General features: G+C 35.7%; 15 protein-coding genes, 1 riboswitch and 1 other annotated feature. Of the genes, 3 read left to right on the top strand and 12 right to left on the bottom strand.

Going from position 1 to position 19,056, the window contains the following annotated elements:
* Positions 1 to 138: 138 nt before the first annotated feature.
* From HMPREF3103_RS02605 to HMPREF3103_RS02580, 6 genes are all read right to left on the bottom strand, one after another.
* Entirely contained in the window at positions 139 to 2,331 is a 2,193-nt protein-coding gene (locus HMPREF3103_RS02605; RefSeq protein ID WP_239652321.1) for an HD family phosphohydrolase, read from the bottom strand.
* On the bottom strand, positions 2,312 to 3,319 hold the full coding sequence (locus tag HMPREF3103_RS02600) for a PhoH family protein (protein WP_070437112.1): 1,008 nt from the start codon (positions 3,317 to 3,319) through the stop codon (positions 2,312 to 2,314). Before HMPREF3103_RS02600 ends, HMPREF3103_RS02605 begins: the two co-directional genes overlap by 20 nt.
* Positions 3,320 to 3,341: 22 nt before the next feature.
* The gene (locus tag HMPREF3103_RS02595) at positions 3,342 to 3,788 is read right to left on the bottom strand and encodes a GatB/YqeY domain-containing protein (RefSeq protein WP_070437111.1); all 447 of its coding nucleotides are present in this window, start codon (positions 3,786 to 3,788) and stop codon (positions 3,342 to 3,344) included.
* Positions 3,789 to 3,883: 95 nt separating this feature from the next.
* Positions 3,884 to 4,057, bottom strand: coding sequence for a 30S ribosomal protein S21 (rpsU, locus tag HMPREF3103_RS02590; protein ID WP_005605651.1), 174 nt, complete (start codon positions 4,055 to 4,057; stop codon positions 3,884 to 3,886).
* 156 nt (positions 4,058 to 4,213) lie between these two features.
* Positions 4,214 to 4,627 (bottom strand): Fur family transcriptional regulator, encoded by a 414-nt coding sequence (locus HMPREF3103_RS02585; protein ID WP_070437152.1) that lies wholly within the window; start codon positions 4,625 to 4,627, stop codon positions 4,214 to 4,216.
* Positions 4,628 to 4,709: 82 nt separating this feature from the next.
* A complete protein-coding gene (locus HMPREF3103_RS02580) occupies positions 4,710 to 5,612 on the bottom strand; it encodes a deoxyribonuclease IV (protein ID WP_070437110.1) in 903 nt (300 codons plus the stop codon).
* Between the two features lie 142 nt (positions 5,613 to 5,754).
* Between HMPREF3103_RS02580 and HMPREF3103_RS02575 the strand changes: the two genes are divergently transcribed.
* On the top strand, positions 5,755 to 7,173 hold the full coding sequence (locus HMPREF3103_RS02575) for an N-acetylmuramoyl-L-alanine amidase (RefSeq protein WP_049555450.1): 1,419 nt from the start codon (positions 5,755 to 5,757) through the stop codon (positions 7,171 to 7,173).
* Between the two features lie 51 nt (positions 7,174 to 7,224).
* Here the strand turns inward: HMPREF3103_RS02575 and thiI are convergent, their stop codons facing one another.
* The 4 genes from thiI to HMPREF3103_RS02555 all read right to left on the bottom strand — a co-directional run bounded on the left by thiI (position 7,225) and on the right by HMPREF3103_RS02555 (position 14,134).
* The gene (gene thiI / locus HMPREF3103_RS02570) at positions 7,225 to 8,442 is read right to left on the bottom strand and encodes a tRNA uracil 4-sulfurtransferase ThiI (RefSeq protein WP_070437109.1); all 1,218 of its coding nucleotides are present in this window, start codon (positions 8,440 to 8,442) and stop codon (positions 7,225 to 7,227) included.
* Positions 8,443 to 8,455: 13 nt separating this feature from the next.
* Complete coding sequence (locus HMPREF3103_RS02565; RefSeq protein ID WP_070437108.1) at positions 8,456 to 9,580, bottom strand: cysteine desulfurase family protein; 1,125 nt, start codon at positions 9,578 to 9,580, stop codon at positions 8,456 to 8,458.
* A gap of 22 nt (positions 9,581 to 9,602) precedes the next feature.
* Positions 9,603 to 12,017: a leucine--tRNA ligase gene (leuS, locus tag HMPREF3103_RS02560; protein ID WP_070437151.1), complete on the bottom strand. Its 2,415-nt coding sequence runs from the start codon at positions 12,015 to 12,017 to the stop codon at positions 9,603 to 9,605.
* A gap of 46 nt (positions 12,018 to 12,063) precedes the next feature.
* Positions 12,064 to 12,259 (bottom strand) — a binding site (T-box leader).
* Positions 12,260 to 12,277: 18 nt separating this feature from the next.
* Positions 12,278 to 14,134 (bottom strand): LysM peptidoglycan-binding domain-containing protein, encoded by a 1,857-nt coding sequence (locus tag HMPREF3103_RS02555; protein WP_246826943.1) that lies wholly within the window; start codon positions 14,132 to 14,134, stop codon positions 12,278 to 12,280.
* A gap of 151 nt (positions 14,135 to 14,285) precedes the next feature.
* On the opposite strand from HMPREF3103_RS02555, the gene HMPREF3103_RS02550 reads away from it, so the two are divergent.
* A complete protein-coding gene (locus tag HMPREF3103_RS02550) occupies positions 14,286 to 14,855 on the top strand; it encodes a tRNA 5-(aminomethyl)-2-thiouridylate-methyltransferase MnmM (protein ID WP_083278705.1) in 570 nt (189 codons plus the stop codon).
* A gap of 76 nt (positions 14,856 to 14,931) precedes the next feature.
* Here HMPREF3103_RS02550 and metK read toward each other — a convergent pair whose 3' ends face one another.
* On the bottom strand, positions 14,932 to 16,104 hold the full coding sequence (gene metK / locus HMPREF3103_RS02545) for a methionine adenosyltransferase (protein ID WP_070437149.1): 1,173 nt from the start codon (positions 16,102 to 16,104) through the stop codon (positions 14,932 to 14,934).
* A riboswitch (SMK box riboswitch) is annotated at positions 16,102 to 16,183 on the bottom strand. Its footprint overlaps the gene before it by 3 nt.
* A gap of 146 nt (positions 16,184 to 16,329) precedes the next feature.
* A complete protein-coding gene (locus HMPREF3103_RS02540) occupies positions 16,330 to 17,901 on the bottom strand; it encodes an LPXTG cell wall anchor domain-containing protein (protein WP_070437106.1) in 1,572 nt (523 codons plus the stop codon).
* A gap of 285 nt (positions 17,902 to 18,186) precedes the next feature.
* On the opposite strand from HMPREF3103_RS02540, the gene HMPREF3103_RS02535 reads away from it, so the two are divergent.
* Positions 18,187 to 19,008 (top strand): hypothetical protein, encoded by an 822-nt coding sequence (locus HMPREF3103_RS02535; RefSeq protein ID WP_005605672.1) that lies wholly within the window; start codon positions 18,187 to 18,189, stop codon positions 19,006 to 19,008.
* Positions 19,009 to 19,056 lie beyond the last annotated feature (48 nt).

Genomic DNA, 19,056 nt, shown 5'->3' with positions numbered 1-19,056 from the left:
TTATACATGTCACTATTATTTTAACAAACTCCCTACATTATTGGAACTTTGACGAATGTTGAACTAAACATTAAATAAAAATGATCCTTTCCCCAAAAATTGTTCATTAAACAATCTTAAAGGAAAGGATACTAACTCTTAACTAGGTTTTTTTACAATTTTTGGATACTCTATTCGCGAATGGAATGTTCCGTTTAGAGAAGCCACAATATTTTTTTCTATAATGGACAACTCTTTCATCGTAATATCACATTCTACAAACTGGCCATCTTCCAAGCGATTCATAATGATAGAATGAACCAAATTCTGAACTTTTTCTAAAGTAGGCTCTTTCATCGCTCGAGTTGCAGCTTCTGCACTATCTACAATATTAATGACCGCCGACTCTTTGGTCTGAGGTTTTGGACCAGGATATCTGAAATCCTCTTCGATTGCATCCGGATTTTCTTTTAGGGCTTCTGCATAAAAATATTTCATCAAAGTAGTTCCATGATGTTCTGCACAAATATCAATTACTGATTTTGGTAATTGATGTTCTTTTAAGATTTCTACTCCTTTACGAACATGATCAAAAATGATTTCTTTTGATTCATAAGGCCCAATCATTTTATGCGGACTTTCCATATGCGCAGGCAAGTTTTCAATAAAGAAGAACGGGTGCTCTGTCTTTCCAATATCATGATAATAGCTTGCTACTCGCGCTAATTGAGAATCTCCCCCAATTGCCTCAACACAGTTTGCTGAAATATTAGCCACCATTAGACTGTGGTGATAAGTCCCTGGTGCTTTTGTAATTAAATCTTTTAACAGAGGTTGATTTGGATTAGATAACTCTGCCCATAAAAGAACTGAACTATCCTCAAAAAGATAAGTTAAATATGGCATTAAAATGACTGGGATTACATATGATAAAAATCCACTAATCGCTGCAAATGCAAATAACCAACCAGATTGAGTAGAAACTAGTTCATAATTACTAAAAAATACAAACGGAATCATTAACGAAACAGGAATTACAATTTGTAGAAGTAATTGTTTAAACCAAGATAAGTTTTTCCAATAAACTTCTTGAACAACTCCTAACCAAGCCGCAAGAGAAAAATAAACAGTTGTTAATGCTATTTCAGTATTGATATTGTCACTACCAAACATAAACCAGACTAAAATCGGATAAACTAACATCGCAATAATTGTAAAGAAAAATTTTGAGGTTAATTTATAAATAAGATAGATTAATCCAGCAATTGGAAAAGCAACACCAATATAATCAATCCCTCTATTTTGCAAGAACGATAAAATTTTCAACAGAACAGCCCCCATTGAAAAAACAAAAGTAAACACTGTTAATTCATTTAACCGGGTATCCCAGTCTTTACTTGAAACTCCCACTTTATATCGAAGCGAGAATACTAGAAGACTAACGATAAAGATTCCAAGGAAAATCAAGTAACTATAGAGTTGATGATAATTGTTTGTTGTTCCATTGATACCGAGTAATTCAAGAATACGTAAATCTTCTTGAGTTATAATATGTCCTTCTTGGATGAGAACTTGACCTTGAAGAATTCTAACGGTTGAGACGCTTTGCTTTGCATTCTCTTTTGCACTGTTGGTTGCATCTTTATCCACTACATTATTAGCAACAATGCTATTGGTTAACAATTGTCCTAATAATTCACGTTCTGAATCAGAGAATCCACCATTAAACAAAGATCTTTTTGCAACTTCTTGCGCTTGCAACAGATTAGAATCTGTAATAGAAGAAGCCATTTGTTCCTTCGTTGCGTCTTCTACAGCCTTCTCATAGCTCTCTAATTTTTCAGAACTAGCCGATAAAAGCTGAACAATAACACTATCTTTAATATACAAAGCAAAATCTCGAATGGCTTTATTTTCCCTATCTAAACTTTTCTTAAAATAGCTTAATCTATCTTGAATTGTAGCTACTTTTGTAGATGTTTCTCCAGTCGTTGTGGTAGTTGAATCTCCCCCAAATATTTCGCTTGATGATTTGGCCGCAACAGTTTTAATCGCTTGGAAAAACTGCTTTACTTTATCAATTTGTTGTTGTTGTTTGGTTTGGTCAAAAACATAAATATCTCCAATACCATCCATCGCCATTTGTTGATTTTTTGCGGTTTGCTCTTTATCCTCAATTGTTCTTGGAGAACGAATTGTTTCTTTAGCAACTTGATTTAACTCTAAAGAATAAGAAGTTGGCTGTACATTACTCCACCCTAAAATGAGTAACACTAAAAATGTCATCCCTAATAAAGCAGGTAGATAGAGCATTCCTAAAGTTTCTTGAAACTTACGGAGCTTTTGTCTCACTTTCTTCACCTCGTTCCTTTTCAGTTTCCGTTGGTGCTGAATATGCATTAATAATTTCAGATACGATTGGATGACGTACAACGTCTCCTGCATCAAATTCTACAAACACAATTCCATTGATTCCTTTTAGCTTGCGTTCAGCATCTAAAAGACCACTGGCTTGATGTCCTTTTGGCAAGTCAATTTGAGACTTATCTCCATTGACAATCATTTTTGAACCAAAACCTAAACGAGTTAAGAACATTTTCATTTGCGCTCTAGTTGTATTTTGAGCTTCATCTAAAATGATAAATGAATCTTCTAGAGTACGCCCACGCATATACGCTAACGGCGCCACTTCAATGACTCCTCGTTCTAAGAGTCGATTCGTATGTTCCATACCGTATACGGTATAAAGAGCATCGTATAACGGACGTAAATATGGATCTACTTTTTCTTTTAAGTCTCCTGGTAGGAAACCTAAATTTTCACCAGCTTCAACGGCTGGACGAGTCAAGATTATTTTCTTCACTTCGCCTTTTTTTAATGCTTGAACAGCCATCACAACGGCAACGAACGTTTTACCCGTTCCGGCAGGTCCAATCCCAAAGACCACATCAGTCTTCTTAATGGCATGAATGTACTGTTGTTGCCCATATGTTTTGGCACGAATCGCTTTTCCTGCAAATGTACGGCCAATTTCTTCGTTATATAAATTAACAAAGTAATCCAAAGTACCACGTTTAGCCATCTTCACCGCAGTGATGATATCTGTTTTAGAAATACTAATCCCACGTGCAATCAAGTCTTGAAGCTGGTTTAGTAGTTCTTTAACTTGAGTAACATTCTCTTCTTCACCAGTAATAAAGAGTTGCTCCCCACGATGAGTGATTTGTACTTGGAATGAATCTTCAATAAAACGAATATTCTGATCTTGAGAACCAAATAATTGAATTAGTTGAGGATTATCGCTTAATTCAACACTTGCTTTTACGGTTTCTTTTTCCAATCAGTTATCCTCCAATCCACACTTATTTATTTAAGTGTGCTTTTACTTGTTCTTTAATGACATTACCGTCTGCTTGTCCTTTAAGTGCTTGCATTACTGCACCCATTAATTTACCGAATTCTTTTTGTGTTGTCGCTCCTACTTGTTCAGCAATTTCAGCAATTTTTGCTTGTACTTCTTCTAAAGAAAGTTGTGCTGGTAAGTACTTTTCAACAATTACTAATTCACCTTGTGTTTTTTCAACTAGTTCTGGGCGATTTGCTTTTTCAAATTCAACAATCGAATCACGGCGTTGTTTGGCTTCACGAGATAGAATAGTTAATTCTTCTTCAGCTGTTAGCTCTGATTTTTTGTCAATTTCAGCCGCTTGAATTGCTGTTTTAATCATACGCAAAACTGCTAACGTTTCTTTATCTTTTGCTTTCATCGCTGTTTTAATATCGTTGTTAATCGTTTCTTTTAATGACATTATTCTCTCTCCATTCTTGTATTTCGTTTGATTGATAAAAAAAGACTGGGACCTATAGCCCCAGCCTGACATAGTCATATGATACACAGAGTTGACTAGAACTTGCGTTTACGAGCTGCCTCTGATTTTTTCTTACGTCTTACACTTGGTTTTTCATAAAACTCACGTTTGCGAGCCTCTTGTAAAGTTCCGGTTTTAGAAACAGTACGTTTGAAGCGACGAAGAGCATCATCAAGTGATTCGTTTTTACGAACAACTGTTTTTGACATATCCTATTCCCTCCCTCCGAGCATTTAAAAGTAACTGTTTTCTTTTGAATAGAATAACCAAACAAACGAAATGTCCTTTTTTTATTATAAGAAAGGTTCGCTAAAATGTCAATCAACTTCTATACTGCCTATGAACTTTTTTAGGAAAACCTTAATTTATGCTTTAGTTGCGCATTTTTCGCAAAGTCCAAAAATCTCGAATCGATGAGAGTGAATTTCACAACCTTCTAATTGATCTTGGAAGAAGTCCATTGGGCACATATCTATTTCTTTTGTACTACCACACTTTTCACAAATGAAATGATGATGATGTCCATGTGTTTGGCACCGGAATCTAAATAATTTCTCACCATTTAGTTCTGTTTCTTCTAAAATATTCAATTGTACAAAGGTATATAAATTACGATAAATTGTATCATAACTTAATTGTGGAAACTCTGAAGCAACTAACTCTTGTACTTGCTTTGCTGACAAGTAACGATTCGCATCATTTAAAATTTCAACCAATCGTTGGCGTTTATTCGTGTGCTTGTAGCCCGCTTCTTTTAGAATCTCTAATGCTTCTTCCACATGATTATGTGAGTGGCTATGATGATGTTCATGATGGTGCTCACAATGTTCGTGACCACAACAATGATCCTGTGAATGCATATTATTTCCTTCTTTCCTGATTTAATAACTCTTCAATCCAATGTGAATCAAATTTTCCAGAACGAATCATTTCAATCTCTTTCTTGTATGGCGCAATCTGAACTTTATCTTCCACTTTAATCCATGGAGTTTCAAGAATTTTAGGGAGATTTTTAAATTCTGGGACTTGAATAACATTCATTAACGCATCAAATCCAATTTCTCCAAACCCAAAATTTTCGTGTCTATCTTTATGAGCACCCACAGGATTTTTAGAATCGTTGATATGAAGAACTTTAATACGATCAAGTCCTACCGTTTTATCGAACTGTGTCAATACTCCCGATAAATCGTTTTTAATATCGTATCCAGCATCATGAACATGACAAGTATCAAATGTAACCGATAAGTGTTCATTGTACGTCACGCCATCAATAATACGAGCTAGTTCTTCAAACGTACGAGCTAACTCCGTTCCTTTTCCAGCCATTGTTTCCAAAGCGATTTGAACTGTTTGGTCTTTTGTTATTACTTGGTTTAGACCATAAATTATTTGATTCAATCCAACGTCAACACCAGCACCTACATGAGAGCCTGGATGTAAAACAACTTGTGTAGCTCCGACTGCTTCAGCACGTCTCAATTCTTCTTTCAAAAAATCAATTGCAAAATCAATATATCCTTCTTTTGTTGTATTAGCTAAGTTAATAATATAGGGAGCGTGAACGACAACTTCCTTGATTCCATTTTCAGCCATAAATTTCTTGCCTATTTCAGCATTTAATTCTTCTATTGGTTTTCTTCTGGTATTTTGCGGAGCTCCCGTATACACCATCATAACATTTGCCCCGTAACTAAAGGCTTCCTTAGCAGATCCTAATAGCATATCTTTACCGCTCATTGAAACATGAGATCCAATTAACATGTCAAACCTCCAATTTGCTCTTATTCTTTTTTATTGTACCTAATAAATTCGACTACAATCAAGTTCAAAGCAACTTTTTATACACAAATAAGGGTTTTATTGTTATAATGAAATAGAAATACTTAATTTTAAAGGAGTCTCTATGGATTCATTATTGCATTTATTTAAAAAGAAAAATACACAACAATTCATAGCTTTCATTTTTATATTATTAACACTTTGGTTAATTGCCTATCCATTAGTCAGTGAAAAAACTGCTTCTACAAATGAAAACAATTCGCGTCAAACGGTCGTAGAGAATTCAAATACAAACTCTACCACACAGACAACTTCAAGAGTAAAAAATAAAATTGTTCAGTTTGCTGTAAATACTGGTTCTTCGAACGTGCAGGTTTATCAAAAGATGGATTCAAAGTCAATCCCAATAGGTGAAATCTCTCAAGGACAGTATTTATTGTCTCTACATAAACTAGACAACGGGTGGATACAAGTTCAGTATAATGAACAAATTGGATATGTGGAAGAAAATGACACCATCTTACTAACAACCTTAATGAAAGGTTATGCAAATGGAGGTTTGAAGATTTATCAAACTGCCGAAAAAAACACTAAAGAAATTGGGACGATTCCCGATGGTGAGATTTTCTATCTTCTTGAAGACGTTTCTGATAAAACTTTAAAAATCCGCTATAAAGAGACTGAAGGATATGTAGATAGCGATTCTTCGAACTATACAATTGAATTAATACAAGAAATATTGAATAAACAAGCTGGGCTTCCAACGACTATTGATTCCAATAAAATGTTTGTAACGAAGCTAAAAGAAACTCCAATCTACTCTCAATCATCTATCACTTCAGATTTAATTGGAACGGTAGATAAAGGAACGCAATTTGTATATGAAGATAGAGAGGGAGATTTCTACAAAGTTTCTGTAGGCAATGGAAAATATGGATATATACCATATTGGTTAGTCACCGCAAACTTCGCAGGGATAGAAACAGATGACGCCCTCCCACAAGGAATTAAAAATGCAACTATTGTCATTGACCCTGGTCACGGTGGAGATGATCCTGGTGCTGTAGTAAACTTTAGTGAAAAGCATGAAGCTGATCACACACTTTCAACTGCTTTCTTAGTTAAGAAAGAATTAGAAGCGTTAGGTGCAAAAGTTATTTTAACTAGAACTGACGATAGTTCCGTTTCCTTAGCAGATCGTGCTGAAATTAGTAATAAAAATAATGCAAATGCATTTATTAGTATTCACTTTGATTCTGCGGAAGTCGATAGCGCTAGTGGAACTACAACCTATTATTATAGCGATAAAAGTGAAAATCTCAGTCAAACCATTAATAAGTATTTATCACGTAACTTACCTCTTAAAAACCAAGGAAGCAGATTCCAAAACTTCATGGTATTAAGAGATAATGCTCGTCCGTCTATTCTTCTAGAACTTGGATACTTAAACAATCAAGGTGATAATAAAGTGATTTCTTCTCAAGAATATCAAGAAAATATCGCAAAAAGTATAGCAAACGCCCTAAAAGAATACTTCCAATAAACCAAAGAAGCGATGCTACTCCATCAGGAATAGCCATCGCTTCTTTTTATTTTAAAATAAATCGTCAATCTCTTGTTGAGTCGTTTCAACGGCGGTTGTGTAATTGGCAGTAATTTCCTCAATCACTGTTCCTTCAACGGCTTCTTTAATTAACCCTTCTACATCAAGACGCGCTTCGTACTGACGCGCTTTTTCAAGTTTCGGTTTTGTCTTAGGACTTGGCGGTGCAAATACCGTACAACAATCCTCAAACGGTTGAATCGATAACTCGAATGTATCAATTTCTTCTGCAACTTTAATAATATCAAGTTTATCCATTGTAGCTACTGGACGAATAATTGGTGTATTTGTAACATCATTAATCGCCACCATGCTCTCTAATGTTTGAGAAGCCACTTGCCCCACCGATTCCCCATTAGCAATCGCAAGAGCTTTCGCATTTTTACGAAGCTCATCAGTAATTCGAAGCATAAAACGACGCATAATCGTCATTAAATACGCTTCCGGTACACTTTTCTTGATTTCCTCTTGAATTCTTGAAAAAGGTACCGTTAGAAATTGGATACTTCCTCCAAAACGAGCAATTTTTGCAGCTAAAAGTTTTGTTTTCTCAAGCGCTTGAGGACTTGTATATGGTGGACTTGCAAAGTGTACGCATTGAATTTCCATCCCACGTTTCATCGCAAGATACCCAGCTACTGGAGAATCAATCCCCCCAGATAACATGAGCATCACTCGACCACTTGTTCCAACAGGAAGTCCGCCTGCCCCTGGGATGGTCTTAAGACTCACCATTAAGTGTTCACGGCGCACATCGATACGAACTGTAATATCTGGTTGTTTTAATTGAACTTTGATATCTGGAAATGCTTCAAGAACAGCATCTCCTAAGAATAGATTGATTTGATTCGTATCCATCTCGAATGTGTGATCCGAGCGTTTTGTCATAATTTTAAACGTCTTACCTTCAAGATTTTCTTGACTCAATAAGTCAAGAACCACTTTTTTAGCCACTTCCATATCTTTTTCAATAATATAGACTGGTGAAATTGATTGAATCCCAAAAATTGGTTTTACCTTTTCGATGACTGCTTCTTCAGGTGCTTCATGTAAATCTAAATACATAAAGTCATAATCAGGAATCACCTTTACCTGAGGAAAGTCTACTAAGGCTTTTTTAATATTTGACGCTAATTTTTGAGTGAACATTTTCTTGTTTCTACCCTTTGTAGAAAGTTCACCATAGCGAATCAAAATTCTAGTTTTCAACGATTTCCTCCTTTTATTTTAAAAACGAAAATTGTTTCATTAACTGATGCAGAACATTGATAAACTGTTCAACTTCTTCTTTCGTGTTGTCGTTTGAGAAGCTTACTCGAACGGCTCCTGTTGCCCATTCAGTTGGCACATTCATCGCATAAAGTGTGCTTGATGAATCTGCTTTTTTACTTGAACAAGCAGAAGTCGTAGAAATATAAATACCATGATTTTCAAAAGCATGAACAACGACTTCTCCACGAACACCTTTAATAGCAAAGCATAATACATGACTTGCTCCATCTTCAGGTGAGAAGATGCGAATCTCTGGTTTTGTAACAAGCTCTTTCCATAATTGGCTGCGAAGTTCACTTGTAACGGATTTTTCTTCTAAAGACATGCGTAACGCCTTTGTAGTCGCTACAATACCTGGAAGGTTTTCCGTTGTACTACGTTCTCCTTTTTCTTGTCCGCCACCTGTTAAGAGCGCTTGAATCTTACGTCCAAATTTCTTATACATAATCCCAACGCCTCTTGGTCCATGGAATTTATGCGCAGAAAGGCTCAACAAATCAATACGTCCAATGGCTAGCAGCTGACTTGCGCATTCTACTGCTTGAACAGCGTCGACATGAAAATGAATCGATGGGTATTCCTCTAGTACTTTAGCAATTTCAGCAATCGGTTGAACTGCTCCGACTTCATTATTGACAGCCATCACACTTACTAAAATCGTATCTTTACGAAGGTTCTCTTTTAATTGGTCAACACTAACAATCCCTTTAGAATCGACATCTAAATAAGTCACTTCAAACCCGAAGCGCTCTAATTGCTTACACGTTTGAAGGACAGACGGATGTTCAATCTTTGTCGTGATGATATGCTTCCCAAATACGGATTTTTCTAAAGCTGTTCCTTTTATAGCCCAGTTATTCGATTCAGTTCCGCCTGAGGTGAAGAAAATCTCCTCAGGTAGAACGGATAATAAACTAGCCACTTGTGCTCTAGCTTTTATCAACACTTGATAGGCATCGACTCCTAATTGGTGTAAGCTTGATGGATTTCCAAAGAACTTTTGGCTAACTTGAACATAGCTCGTTAATGCATCATCATAAATTTTCGTTGTTGCTGCATTATCAAAATAAATCATTCTACTATCCTTTCAGAATCTATTAGTTCGCAACGATGTTTACTAAACGCCCTGGAACAGCGATCACTTTGCGGATTGTTTTTCCTTCGATGGCAGATTTCACCGCATCATGCTCTTTAGCTAATGCTTCAAGAGCAGCCGCATCTGCGTCTGTTGGAACCATTACGCGTGCTTTAATTTTTCCATTCACTTGGAAAATCACTTCAACTTCGTCTTCCACTAATTTAGATTCATCGTAAGTTGGCCATGGTTCGTAGCTAATTGATTCTGTGAATCCGAATTTACTCCAGATTTCTTCAGCCATATGTGGTGCTAATGGCGCAATCAATTGTACTAGACCTTTCATATAGTCAAATGGTAATGCATCTGCTTTATATGCTTCGTTGACGAAGATCATCATTTGAGAAATTGCAGTGTTGAAATGCAACTCTTCGAAGTCTTCTGTTACTTTCTTCACTGTTTGATGGTACACTTTATCCAATTTACCATCATTTAGTTTTGTAATACGGTCGCGCATTTTACCGTTGTCGTCGATCATCAATCTCCAGAAGCGATCTAAGAACTTACGGCTACCCTCAAGTCCTTTTTCACTCCATGCAATCGATGCATCCAGTGGTCCCATGAACATTTCATAGACACGTAATGTATCCGCACCATATTCGCGAACAACATCATCAGGGTTTACAACATTCCCTTTAGATTTAGACATTTTCTCATTACCTTCACCTAGAATCATTCCTTGGTTAAATAATTTTTGGAATGGTTCTTTGTTAGGAACAACGCCTAAATCGTATAACACTTTATACCAGAAACGAGCATATAGTAAGTGAAGAACGGCATGCTCTGCACCACCAATATATAAATCAACTGGTAACCATTGTTTTACTTTTTCCGGATCCGCAATTCTTTCTTTGTTATGTGGGTCAACATAACGTACAAAGTACCATGAACTACCTGCCCATTGTGGCATTGTATTTGTTTCACGGCGACCTTTTTTACCTGTTACAGGGTCTGTGACATACAGCCAGTCTTCAATTGCAGCCAGTGGAGATTCACCAGTACCACTAGGACGAATTTTATCCGTTTTTGGCAATACTAATGGTAATTCAGATTCAGGAACTGTTGTCATTGTGCCATCTTCCCAGTGGATAACTGGAATTGGTTCTCCCCAATAACGTTGGCGAGAGAACAACCAGTCACGTAGACGATAGCTTACTTTTGCTGCTCCTACGCCATTTTCTTCAAGCCATGCATTCATTTTTGCGATGGCGTCCGCTTTATTCAATCCATCCAGGAAATCTGAATGAATATGTACACCATCACCAGTGTATGCTTCTTCTTCAACATTTCCGCCTTCAATTACTGGAATAATGTCTAATCCAAATACTTTTGCAAATTCATAGTCACGCTCATCATGAGCTGGAACGGCCATAATGGCACCTGTACCATAAGTACTTAATACATAGTCTGCAATCCAGATTGGAATTTCTTTTCCGTTTACTGGGTTAATCGCATACGCTCCAGTGAATACCCCTGTTTTTTCTTTAGAAAGTTCTGTACGTTCTAAGTCAGATTTTGTAGAAACAGCAGCAATATAAGCATCCACTGCTTCTTTTTGTTCAGGAGTGACAATCTTTTGAACCAATTCGTGTTCTGGCGCTAATACATTGTAAGTCGCTCCAAATAATGTGTCCGGACGTGTCGTGAACACTTCAAAACTTTCGTCTGTTCCTTTTACGTTGAAACGAACTTGAGCCCCTTCTGAACGGCCAATCCAGTTACGTTGCATATCTTTAATGCTTTCTGGCCAATCCAACTCATCCAAATCTTCTAATAGACGATCCGCATAAGCAGTAATTTTAAGCATCCATTGTTTCATTGGTTTACGGTAAACAGGATGTCCTCCACGTTCACTCTTACCATCGATTACTTCTTCGTTAGCAAGTACCGTTCCAAGTGCTGGGCACCAGTTAACGGGGATTTCAGCTTCATATGCTAATCCCATTTCAACCAACTTTGTAAAAATCCATTGTGTCCATTTATAGTACTCTGGATCCGTTGTGTTAATTTCACGGTCCCAATCATAACTAAATCCTAATTCATTAATTTGACGTTTGAAGTTTGCAACGTTTACTTTCGTGAATTCTGCCGGGTCATTCCCTGTATCAAGAGCGTATTGCTCTGCAGGAAGTCCAAACGCATCCCATCCCATTGGATGAAGAACATTGTACCCTTGTGCACGTTTCATACGGGAAACAGCATCAGTGGCTGTATAACCTTCTGGGTGACCTACGTGAAGTCCTTGTCCTGATGGATATGGAAACATATCTAATGCGTAGAAGTTTTTCTTAGAAGGATCTTCTGTTGTTTTGAATGTATGATGTTCTTTCCAATATTTTTGCCATTTGGGCTCGATTTCTAGATGATTAAATGTCATCTGATTCACTCCTTTCATAATTAAAAACGCCCCACCTGTCATTGACAGATAGGACGCAATACGTGTTACCACCTAATTATTTTACTCTTCTTACCTGTAACGCTGGCGAGGCGGAAACTCTTACTAATCTTTCAGAGTTCGGCTAAAAAGGCGAGTTCAGTTTATCGAATTGATGCATTTTCACCAACCATGCACTCTCTACAACTTTCAAAGAAACTTACTATTCCTCTATCTGCTTTTGTGAGTATTATTCTAGCAGATTATTTTGAAACTTTCAACACTTGACCAACTCGGATAACGTTTGAAGTTAAGCCGTTTAAAGCTTTTAATTGTTCTAATGAAAGTCCGTAAGTTCTGGCAATACGCCATAACCCTTCTCCTGCTTTAACTGTATGAGTTTTAGCCCCAGAAGAAACGGCTTGTGTTGATGAGTATGAGGCAGTTGTTTGTGCTGAACCTGACACTACTAATTGTTGACCTGGACGGATTGTACTAGTTTCTGATAATCCATTCACTGAAAGTAATGTTCTTAATGAAATTCCATGATTATGAGCAATACGATATAAAGTATCTCCTGCTTTTACAGTATAGGTCCCTGAAGTTGAAGTTGCTTGACTAGCGGTACTTACTGGAGTAGCAACTGTTGCATTTGAAGCTCCTGAAACGTTTAGTGTTTGACCAGGACGAATCACTGAAGATTGAGATAGTCCATTTAATGATAATAACGAATTCAAGCTCACACCTGAACGACGAGCAATACTATATAATGTATCCCCTGCTTTTACAGTATACGTTCCAGAAGTTGATACCACTGAAGATGCGCTAATTGATTTAGTACTTACTGGAGTTGCTAAGTTTCCTTCTGATTGACTCACTGTTAAACTTTGACCAGGATAAATGATAGATGATTGAGATAAACCATTTAATGTTAATAATGAATTTAAACTCATTCCTGAACGACGAGCGATACTGTATAAAGTGTCTCCCGCTTGGACAACATAGTTTCCACCGCCTGTACGAGCTGTAGAAGTAGATGTTCTAACTACTGTAGCAGAAGCTTCACCACCAACTACACGTAATGTTTGTCCTGGGCGAATGATACTTGATGTAGAAATTCCATTGGATGAAATTAATTGCGATAAGCTCATCCCAAATTTACGGCTGATACCATATAGGGTATCACCAGCTTTTACGGTATAAGTACCATTTGCTTTTGAAACAGATGTAGTACTTACAGGAGTTGATACTACTGTATTAGTAGTTTGTTTTGTATTATTTCCTAATGATAAAGATTGTCCTGGACGAATCACTGAATTTAATGATAATCCATTTAAAGACAATAATTGATTTACACTAACACCCGATTTACGGCTGATAGCATATAATGTATCCCCTGCTTGAACAGTATATTGCCCTCCAATTGAAGATTTCTCTTCAATTGACGCTGCGATAGCCGTTGCAGTTCCATTATCATATTTTGTCAATCCAAATTGTTCAATGATACGATTTAATTTAGCATAATACGCAGTATCCGTTGCATAACGGCCAGTTAAATAACGTGTAGCATCTTGATAGCTATTTGTACGGCTCTTCCATGCACCAGAATAGAACATTGGAGCTCCTTTAATCCCATTAACAATTTTGTCTACATAATCATCCATTGATTCTTTGTATGATGGATATTTTCTAAAATTATCATGAATACCGTAGTAGTTTTGCGCTCCAGCATCTTCTAAAGTATACATATTGACAGATTGACCATTATAGTTCCCTTTTACACCAAATAAGTTATGGTTTGGTTCAGAAGCTAACGCACTTGTTCCCCATGCAGATTCTAGAGCTGCCTGTGCGATCATTACTGAAGTATAGACATCTTTACCTTCAGTAGCTTGTTGAGCTGCAGGAATAATCTTATTTAAGAATCGTTGTGCAGGAGTTTGTACTTGATTGGTAGGTACAGTATATGCATGAGATTTTGGCGCTAATGCTAAACCTGCTACCGTAGTTGCTCCAACAACTGCAACTGTCTTTTGTAAATTTTTATTTGCAGCTTTTAAAGCCTTCATTTGTTTTTCTTTTTTTAAACGTAAATATCTTTCGTGTTTTGTTTCTGTCATCCTTTTATCCTCCATCTAAAAACTAATTCGTAATCCATTATAGTAGGATAAAATTGAATGTGTAGGGGAACGTTGCGCGAACACGCAAAACGTCGTATACTCTTAATATCCGTAAAAATTATGTAACAAATTGTAAAATTTTACTTAAGAGGTGTTTGTTTTGAAGAACGCTCAACAATTTAGCCACGAAATGATACTTTCCGCAAATTTAGAAAATGGACTATTTATCGACGCAACCGCAGGAAATGGACATGACACACTTTTTTTGGCACAACATATAGATTCGACTTCAAAAATTTTATCTTTTGATATTCAAGAAACAGCTATTTTACAAACAAGACAATTATTACAAAAATATGACTTAGCCCCAAAAGTGACTTGTATTCTAGACTCTCACGCGAATATTTCAAACTATTTAGAACAAGACGAGTATGTTAGATTAGCAATTTTTAATCTTGGTTATTTACCTGGAAGTGATAAAAAAATCATCACAATTCCCTCTTCTACTCTGGAAGCCATCCAAATTTTGCTGGAGCGATTAGAAAAATATGGAAAAATAATCATCGTTTCCTACTATGGTCATGACGGTGGGTTAGAAGAAAAGGATGCTGTTGAAGAACTCATTTCAGCTCTTTCTCAAAAGGAATGGTCCGTTTTAAAATATCAATTTATCAATCAAATCAACTGCCCACCAATTTGTTATGTCATAGAAAAAAAGTAGAAAATTATCATATATGATAATTTTCTACTTTAAATGAAAAGCCAACCTCATTGAGGTTGGCTTTCTTCATGATCGTTTAAGCAAAATAAGCTTTTAATTCCTCAACTTTATCTAGTTGTTCCCATGGAAGCTCAATATCTGTTCTACCAAAATGACCATAAGCTGCTGTTTGTTGATAGATAGGTCTACGTAAGTTTAGTGTTTCAATAATTCCTTTTGGAGTTAAGCGGAACTCTTTACGAATGACTTCAATGATTTTATCTTCTGGTACGTGGTTAGTTCCAAAAGTATCTACAGCAATCGAAACTGGTTGTGCTACTCCAATCGCATACGCTAATTGAATTTCACATTTTTCAGCAAGACCTGCTGCAACAACATTTTTTGCAATATAACGAGCTGCATAACTTGCAGAACGGTCTACCTTTGTAGAATCCTTACCAGAGAAAGCTCCACCACCATGACGTGCATAACCACCGTAAGTATCTACGATAATTTTACGTCCAGTTAATCCTGAGTCTCCAACAGGTCCACCGATAACGAATTTACCAGTCGGATTAATGAAGTAACGTGTGTCATCGTCAAGTAATTCAGAAGGTACGACTGGTTTTACAACATACTCAAGTACGTCCTTTCTGATTTGCTCTTGAGAAATCTCTTCATCATGTTGTGTACTTACAACAATTGTATCAATACGTTTTACTTTATGTTCAGGAGTATATTCAATTGTTACTTGAACTTTTCCATCTGGACCTAAGTAATCTAATTGTTTCTCTTTACGAACTTTCGCTAGTTGATAAGCTAACTTATGACTTAAATCAATTGGCAGTGGCATATAAGACTTCGTTTCATTTGTAGCGTAACCAAACATTAAACCTTGGTCTCCTGCTCCAAACTCTTCAGATTGTCCACGAGTTTCTAATGCATCGTCAACCCCCATTGCAATATCTGGTGATTGCTTGTCTAAAGAAACCATAACCGCAACTGCATCAGCATCGTATCCATACTTGCGGTCAGTGTATCCTATTTTACGAATCGTATCACGAGCAACTTGTTGGTAATCAACTACCGCACTCGTTGTGATTTCTCCTACTAAAACGACTAAACCAGTATTTACTACTGTCTCACAGGCTACACGAGCCGTTGGATCTTGAGCAAGAATGGCATCTAAAATACCATCACTAATTTGGTCTGCAACTTTATCGGGATGTCCTTCTGTTACGGATTCCGATGTAAATAAAATTTTTTCCATTTCTTTTTCCCCCATTCAATTCCGGTTACAAGGCATCTACACATGGTGCATCCTTTCGGGAATATCATTTTTAACTTTTCCTATTATAGCACTTTTATAAAAAAATGATAGTAAAATCAATTATCATTAAGTACTCAATGGAAATTTATAATCGACTTAAATACAAATTTTAAACTTAATAAAAAAGCCTAAGTATAAACCTAGGCTTTACATATTAAATCATCATTAATTTTGTTCTTTACGAATAACTACAAATGAAGTCACTAAGAATAAACCGGCTATTAAAACTAGAATATTATAATTCGAAGTACCAGTATTAGGCAATTCTGGTTTTTCTTCAGTAGTTGTAGTGTTCTCTGTCGTTTCAACAGTACTTGGGACTTCTGTTGTCGTTGAAGGAGATTCTGTTGTAGTCGTTACTGTTGTAGCCTCTTCAGTTGTTGATGTTGTAGTTGTAGAAGTCGTAGTCGTAGTAGATGTTGTAGTTGTAGTTGTTGTGGTTGTTGTTTGTTGTTTTGGATTTACAATTGTTTTTGTAACTGTTCTATCAGCTGCAAAATCAGCAATATTTACAACTGTTTCAGGTGTTTCAATTTTATATCCTGGAAGTGTTTCAACTTCTGTAAGTGTATATTTATCTTTTAATAATGAAGGTACCGTGATGTTTCCATTAGAATCTGTGATATATTCTCCAATTACTTGATTATTTCTTAATCGAGTCAATTTAAATTTCACTCCAGCTAATGGTTTATTTTCATCATCTACTTTATGAACATTAATGGTGAATACATAACCAATTCCAGAGCCTCCAGCTACTTGCACAGCAGAAGCATTTGTAACTTCATTCTGAACAATTCCCTTAGCTTTTAATTTCGCATCATTTTTCAACAGTTCTCCGTCTAAAGGAGAATAGTTTAATCTGACATCATATGATATACGATATTGATCTGTTTCACTAATATCTCCTAGTTCAACAACAAAAGACTTTCCATCTGCACCAAAAGTAATTTTATGTTGACTTGTGACATCTGTTCTGTCTGTGAATTGCCATTCACCATTTACGTAATTAAATTTTCCTTTATAAATTCGAATACTATCTTTCACATAAGAAGCATTATGGTATTGTAATTGATCTTCTATTGTAACTTCTTTTAAATTCTGCTTTGTTCGGTTAATAGAAATATTGTAGGAAACAGTTTTATAGTCTGTATTGTTTACCCAACTAGTTTTTGTGAAAAGTGTTGGATTTCCATCTCCAATGCCTTTGAATTTGATTTTTCCAGCGACTTTTGTTTCTTTATTTACGGTTAGATCAATCGAAATCTCTCCAGCTTGTGGGTGTTTTTTGAAATCTACTCTAGCATAGAAGAAGAATTTACCATTTGTATCTGAATGCTTTTCCACATAATCCGTATACTCTAAGGTTAAAGTTTTATTATTGGCATCCACTGTTGCATGTGCAATCACTTCTTTTGTATTGACATCTCGAATTTCAAAGCTAGTCGAAGTAATAATCAATGCATCAGGAACTGTTAAAATCGTCTTGTCTCCTGCTTTAACATCCTTATCGCTTAAATCAAATGTAGCATTAATTCTAAAAGTAGCCCATTGTGCTAAATCCCAGTCCAACTTTCCGCCTTCATTATTAGAAATACTTAAACTAGTTATGGCATCAGCTAAATTACCAGTAACTGTCGGAGAGGTATCCGCAGAAGCATTTCGTGAAGTTAAGGAGAAGAGTGCTGCTAAAAATACTAATAAGAACGATAAAAAGGTAATTTTTCTGGTTTTTTTCATATTTAATCCTCTTTTCTTGATTTGCTGGTAATAAATCAATGATTTATATGTTCATATTATCACATTAACACAACAATTAACATATTATAATTGTTAAATATTCGATATATTCACATTTTCATCAAATGAAAGGTTGAACATATATAGAAAAAGTTTTCATCGATTTCATTTTAAAGAAATAGTTTTCTTTTTGAAGAATCTAAAAAATACCTTTAAATCCCCTCATCTTGACAAGAACAGCATTATTCCATATCATTAAACTATAATTAAGAATGAGGTATTTTTATGAACAACGAACCACAGTCTATGTCCGTTTCGAACATCTTACATCAACTAACCTCTCCTTGGCTGAATTTTATTTTAGCTCCTTTAGGATATTGTTTAATCGGACTTCTTCTTGCTGTAAGACAACAACAATTTCACTTTACTCATTTTTCAGTATTGTTTTTGTTCTTTGTCATTATTTATTTGCAAGAAAATTCATTTAGAAAATTTGCCAATCATCCAGAATTGAAAAGATGGATTTTTATAGCCATTACAGATATACTGCTACTTTCTCTTCTAGTCTATTTTTATCAAAATGTAGCTTTAAGAATCGTTCTTCTTTTACTTTTAATAGTGATACTGAACCACGGTCACTTGTTTGAATTGAAGACAAATGATATGTTTTATATTTATCATTCATTTTTAAATAGTATTTCAAAATATTATTTGGGAAATTTCATCACTTTGTTTATTTTAAGTGGTGCGGTTTCTAAAGAAATTGGCATTCAATTATTCCAATATATTTTATTTGGATTATATGTTTCTCATGTCAAATCACGTTTGATAGAGATTAGAGAAGGAAAAAGACACTATGGTCCAGTAGTAGCAATTTGTACTGTTTTATTTAGTCTTTCTTGGCTAATTGGAACAATAATCTACTTTGTCTGGTATCTAGGCTCCTTCAGTATTTTGGGAACCATTTTATTCTCATTATCTTTATTGATTCCAATTTTATATCAAATATACTATCGAAAAGAATTTTCTGTTAATCGACAATTTACATACTTACATTGGTATTTAATTGTAATGTCATTTTTATATGGATTTTTCTTTATCATTTAAAAAACCGTTGGACAATGTGTACTGACCCCAAAAAGTTAGACAATTAAT

This window comes from Granulicatella sp. HMSC30F09 (genome assembly GCF_001806915.1).
Lineage (GTDB): Bacteria > Bacillota > Bacilli > Lactobacillales > Aerococcaceae > Granulicatella > Granulicatella adiacens.
This window is presented reverse-complemented; position numbering and strand designations above follow the sequence as displayed.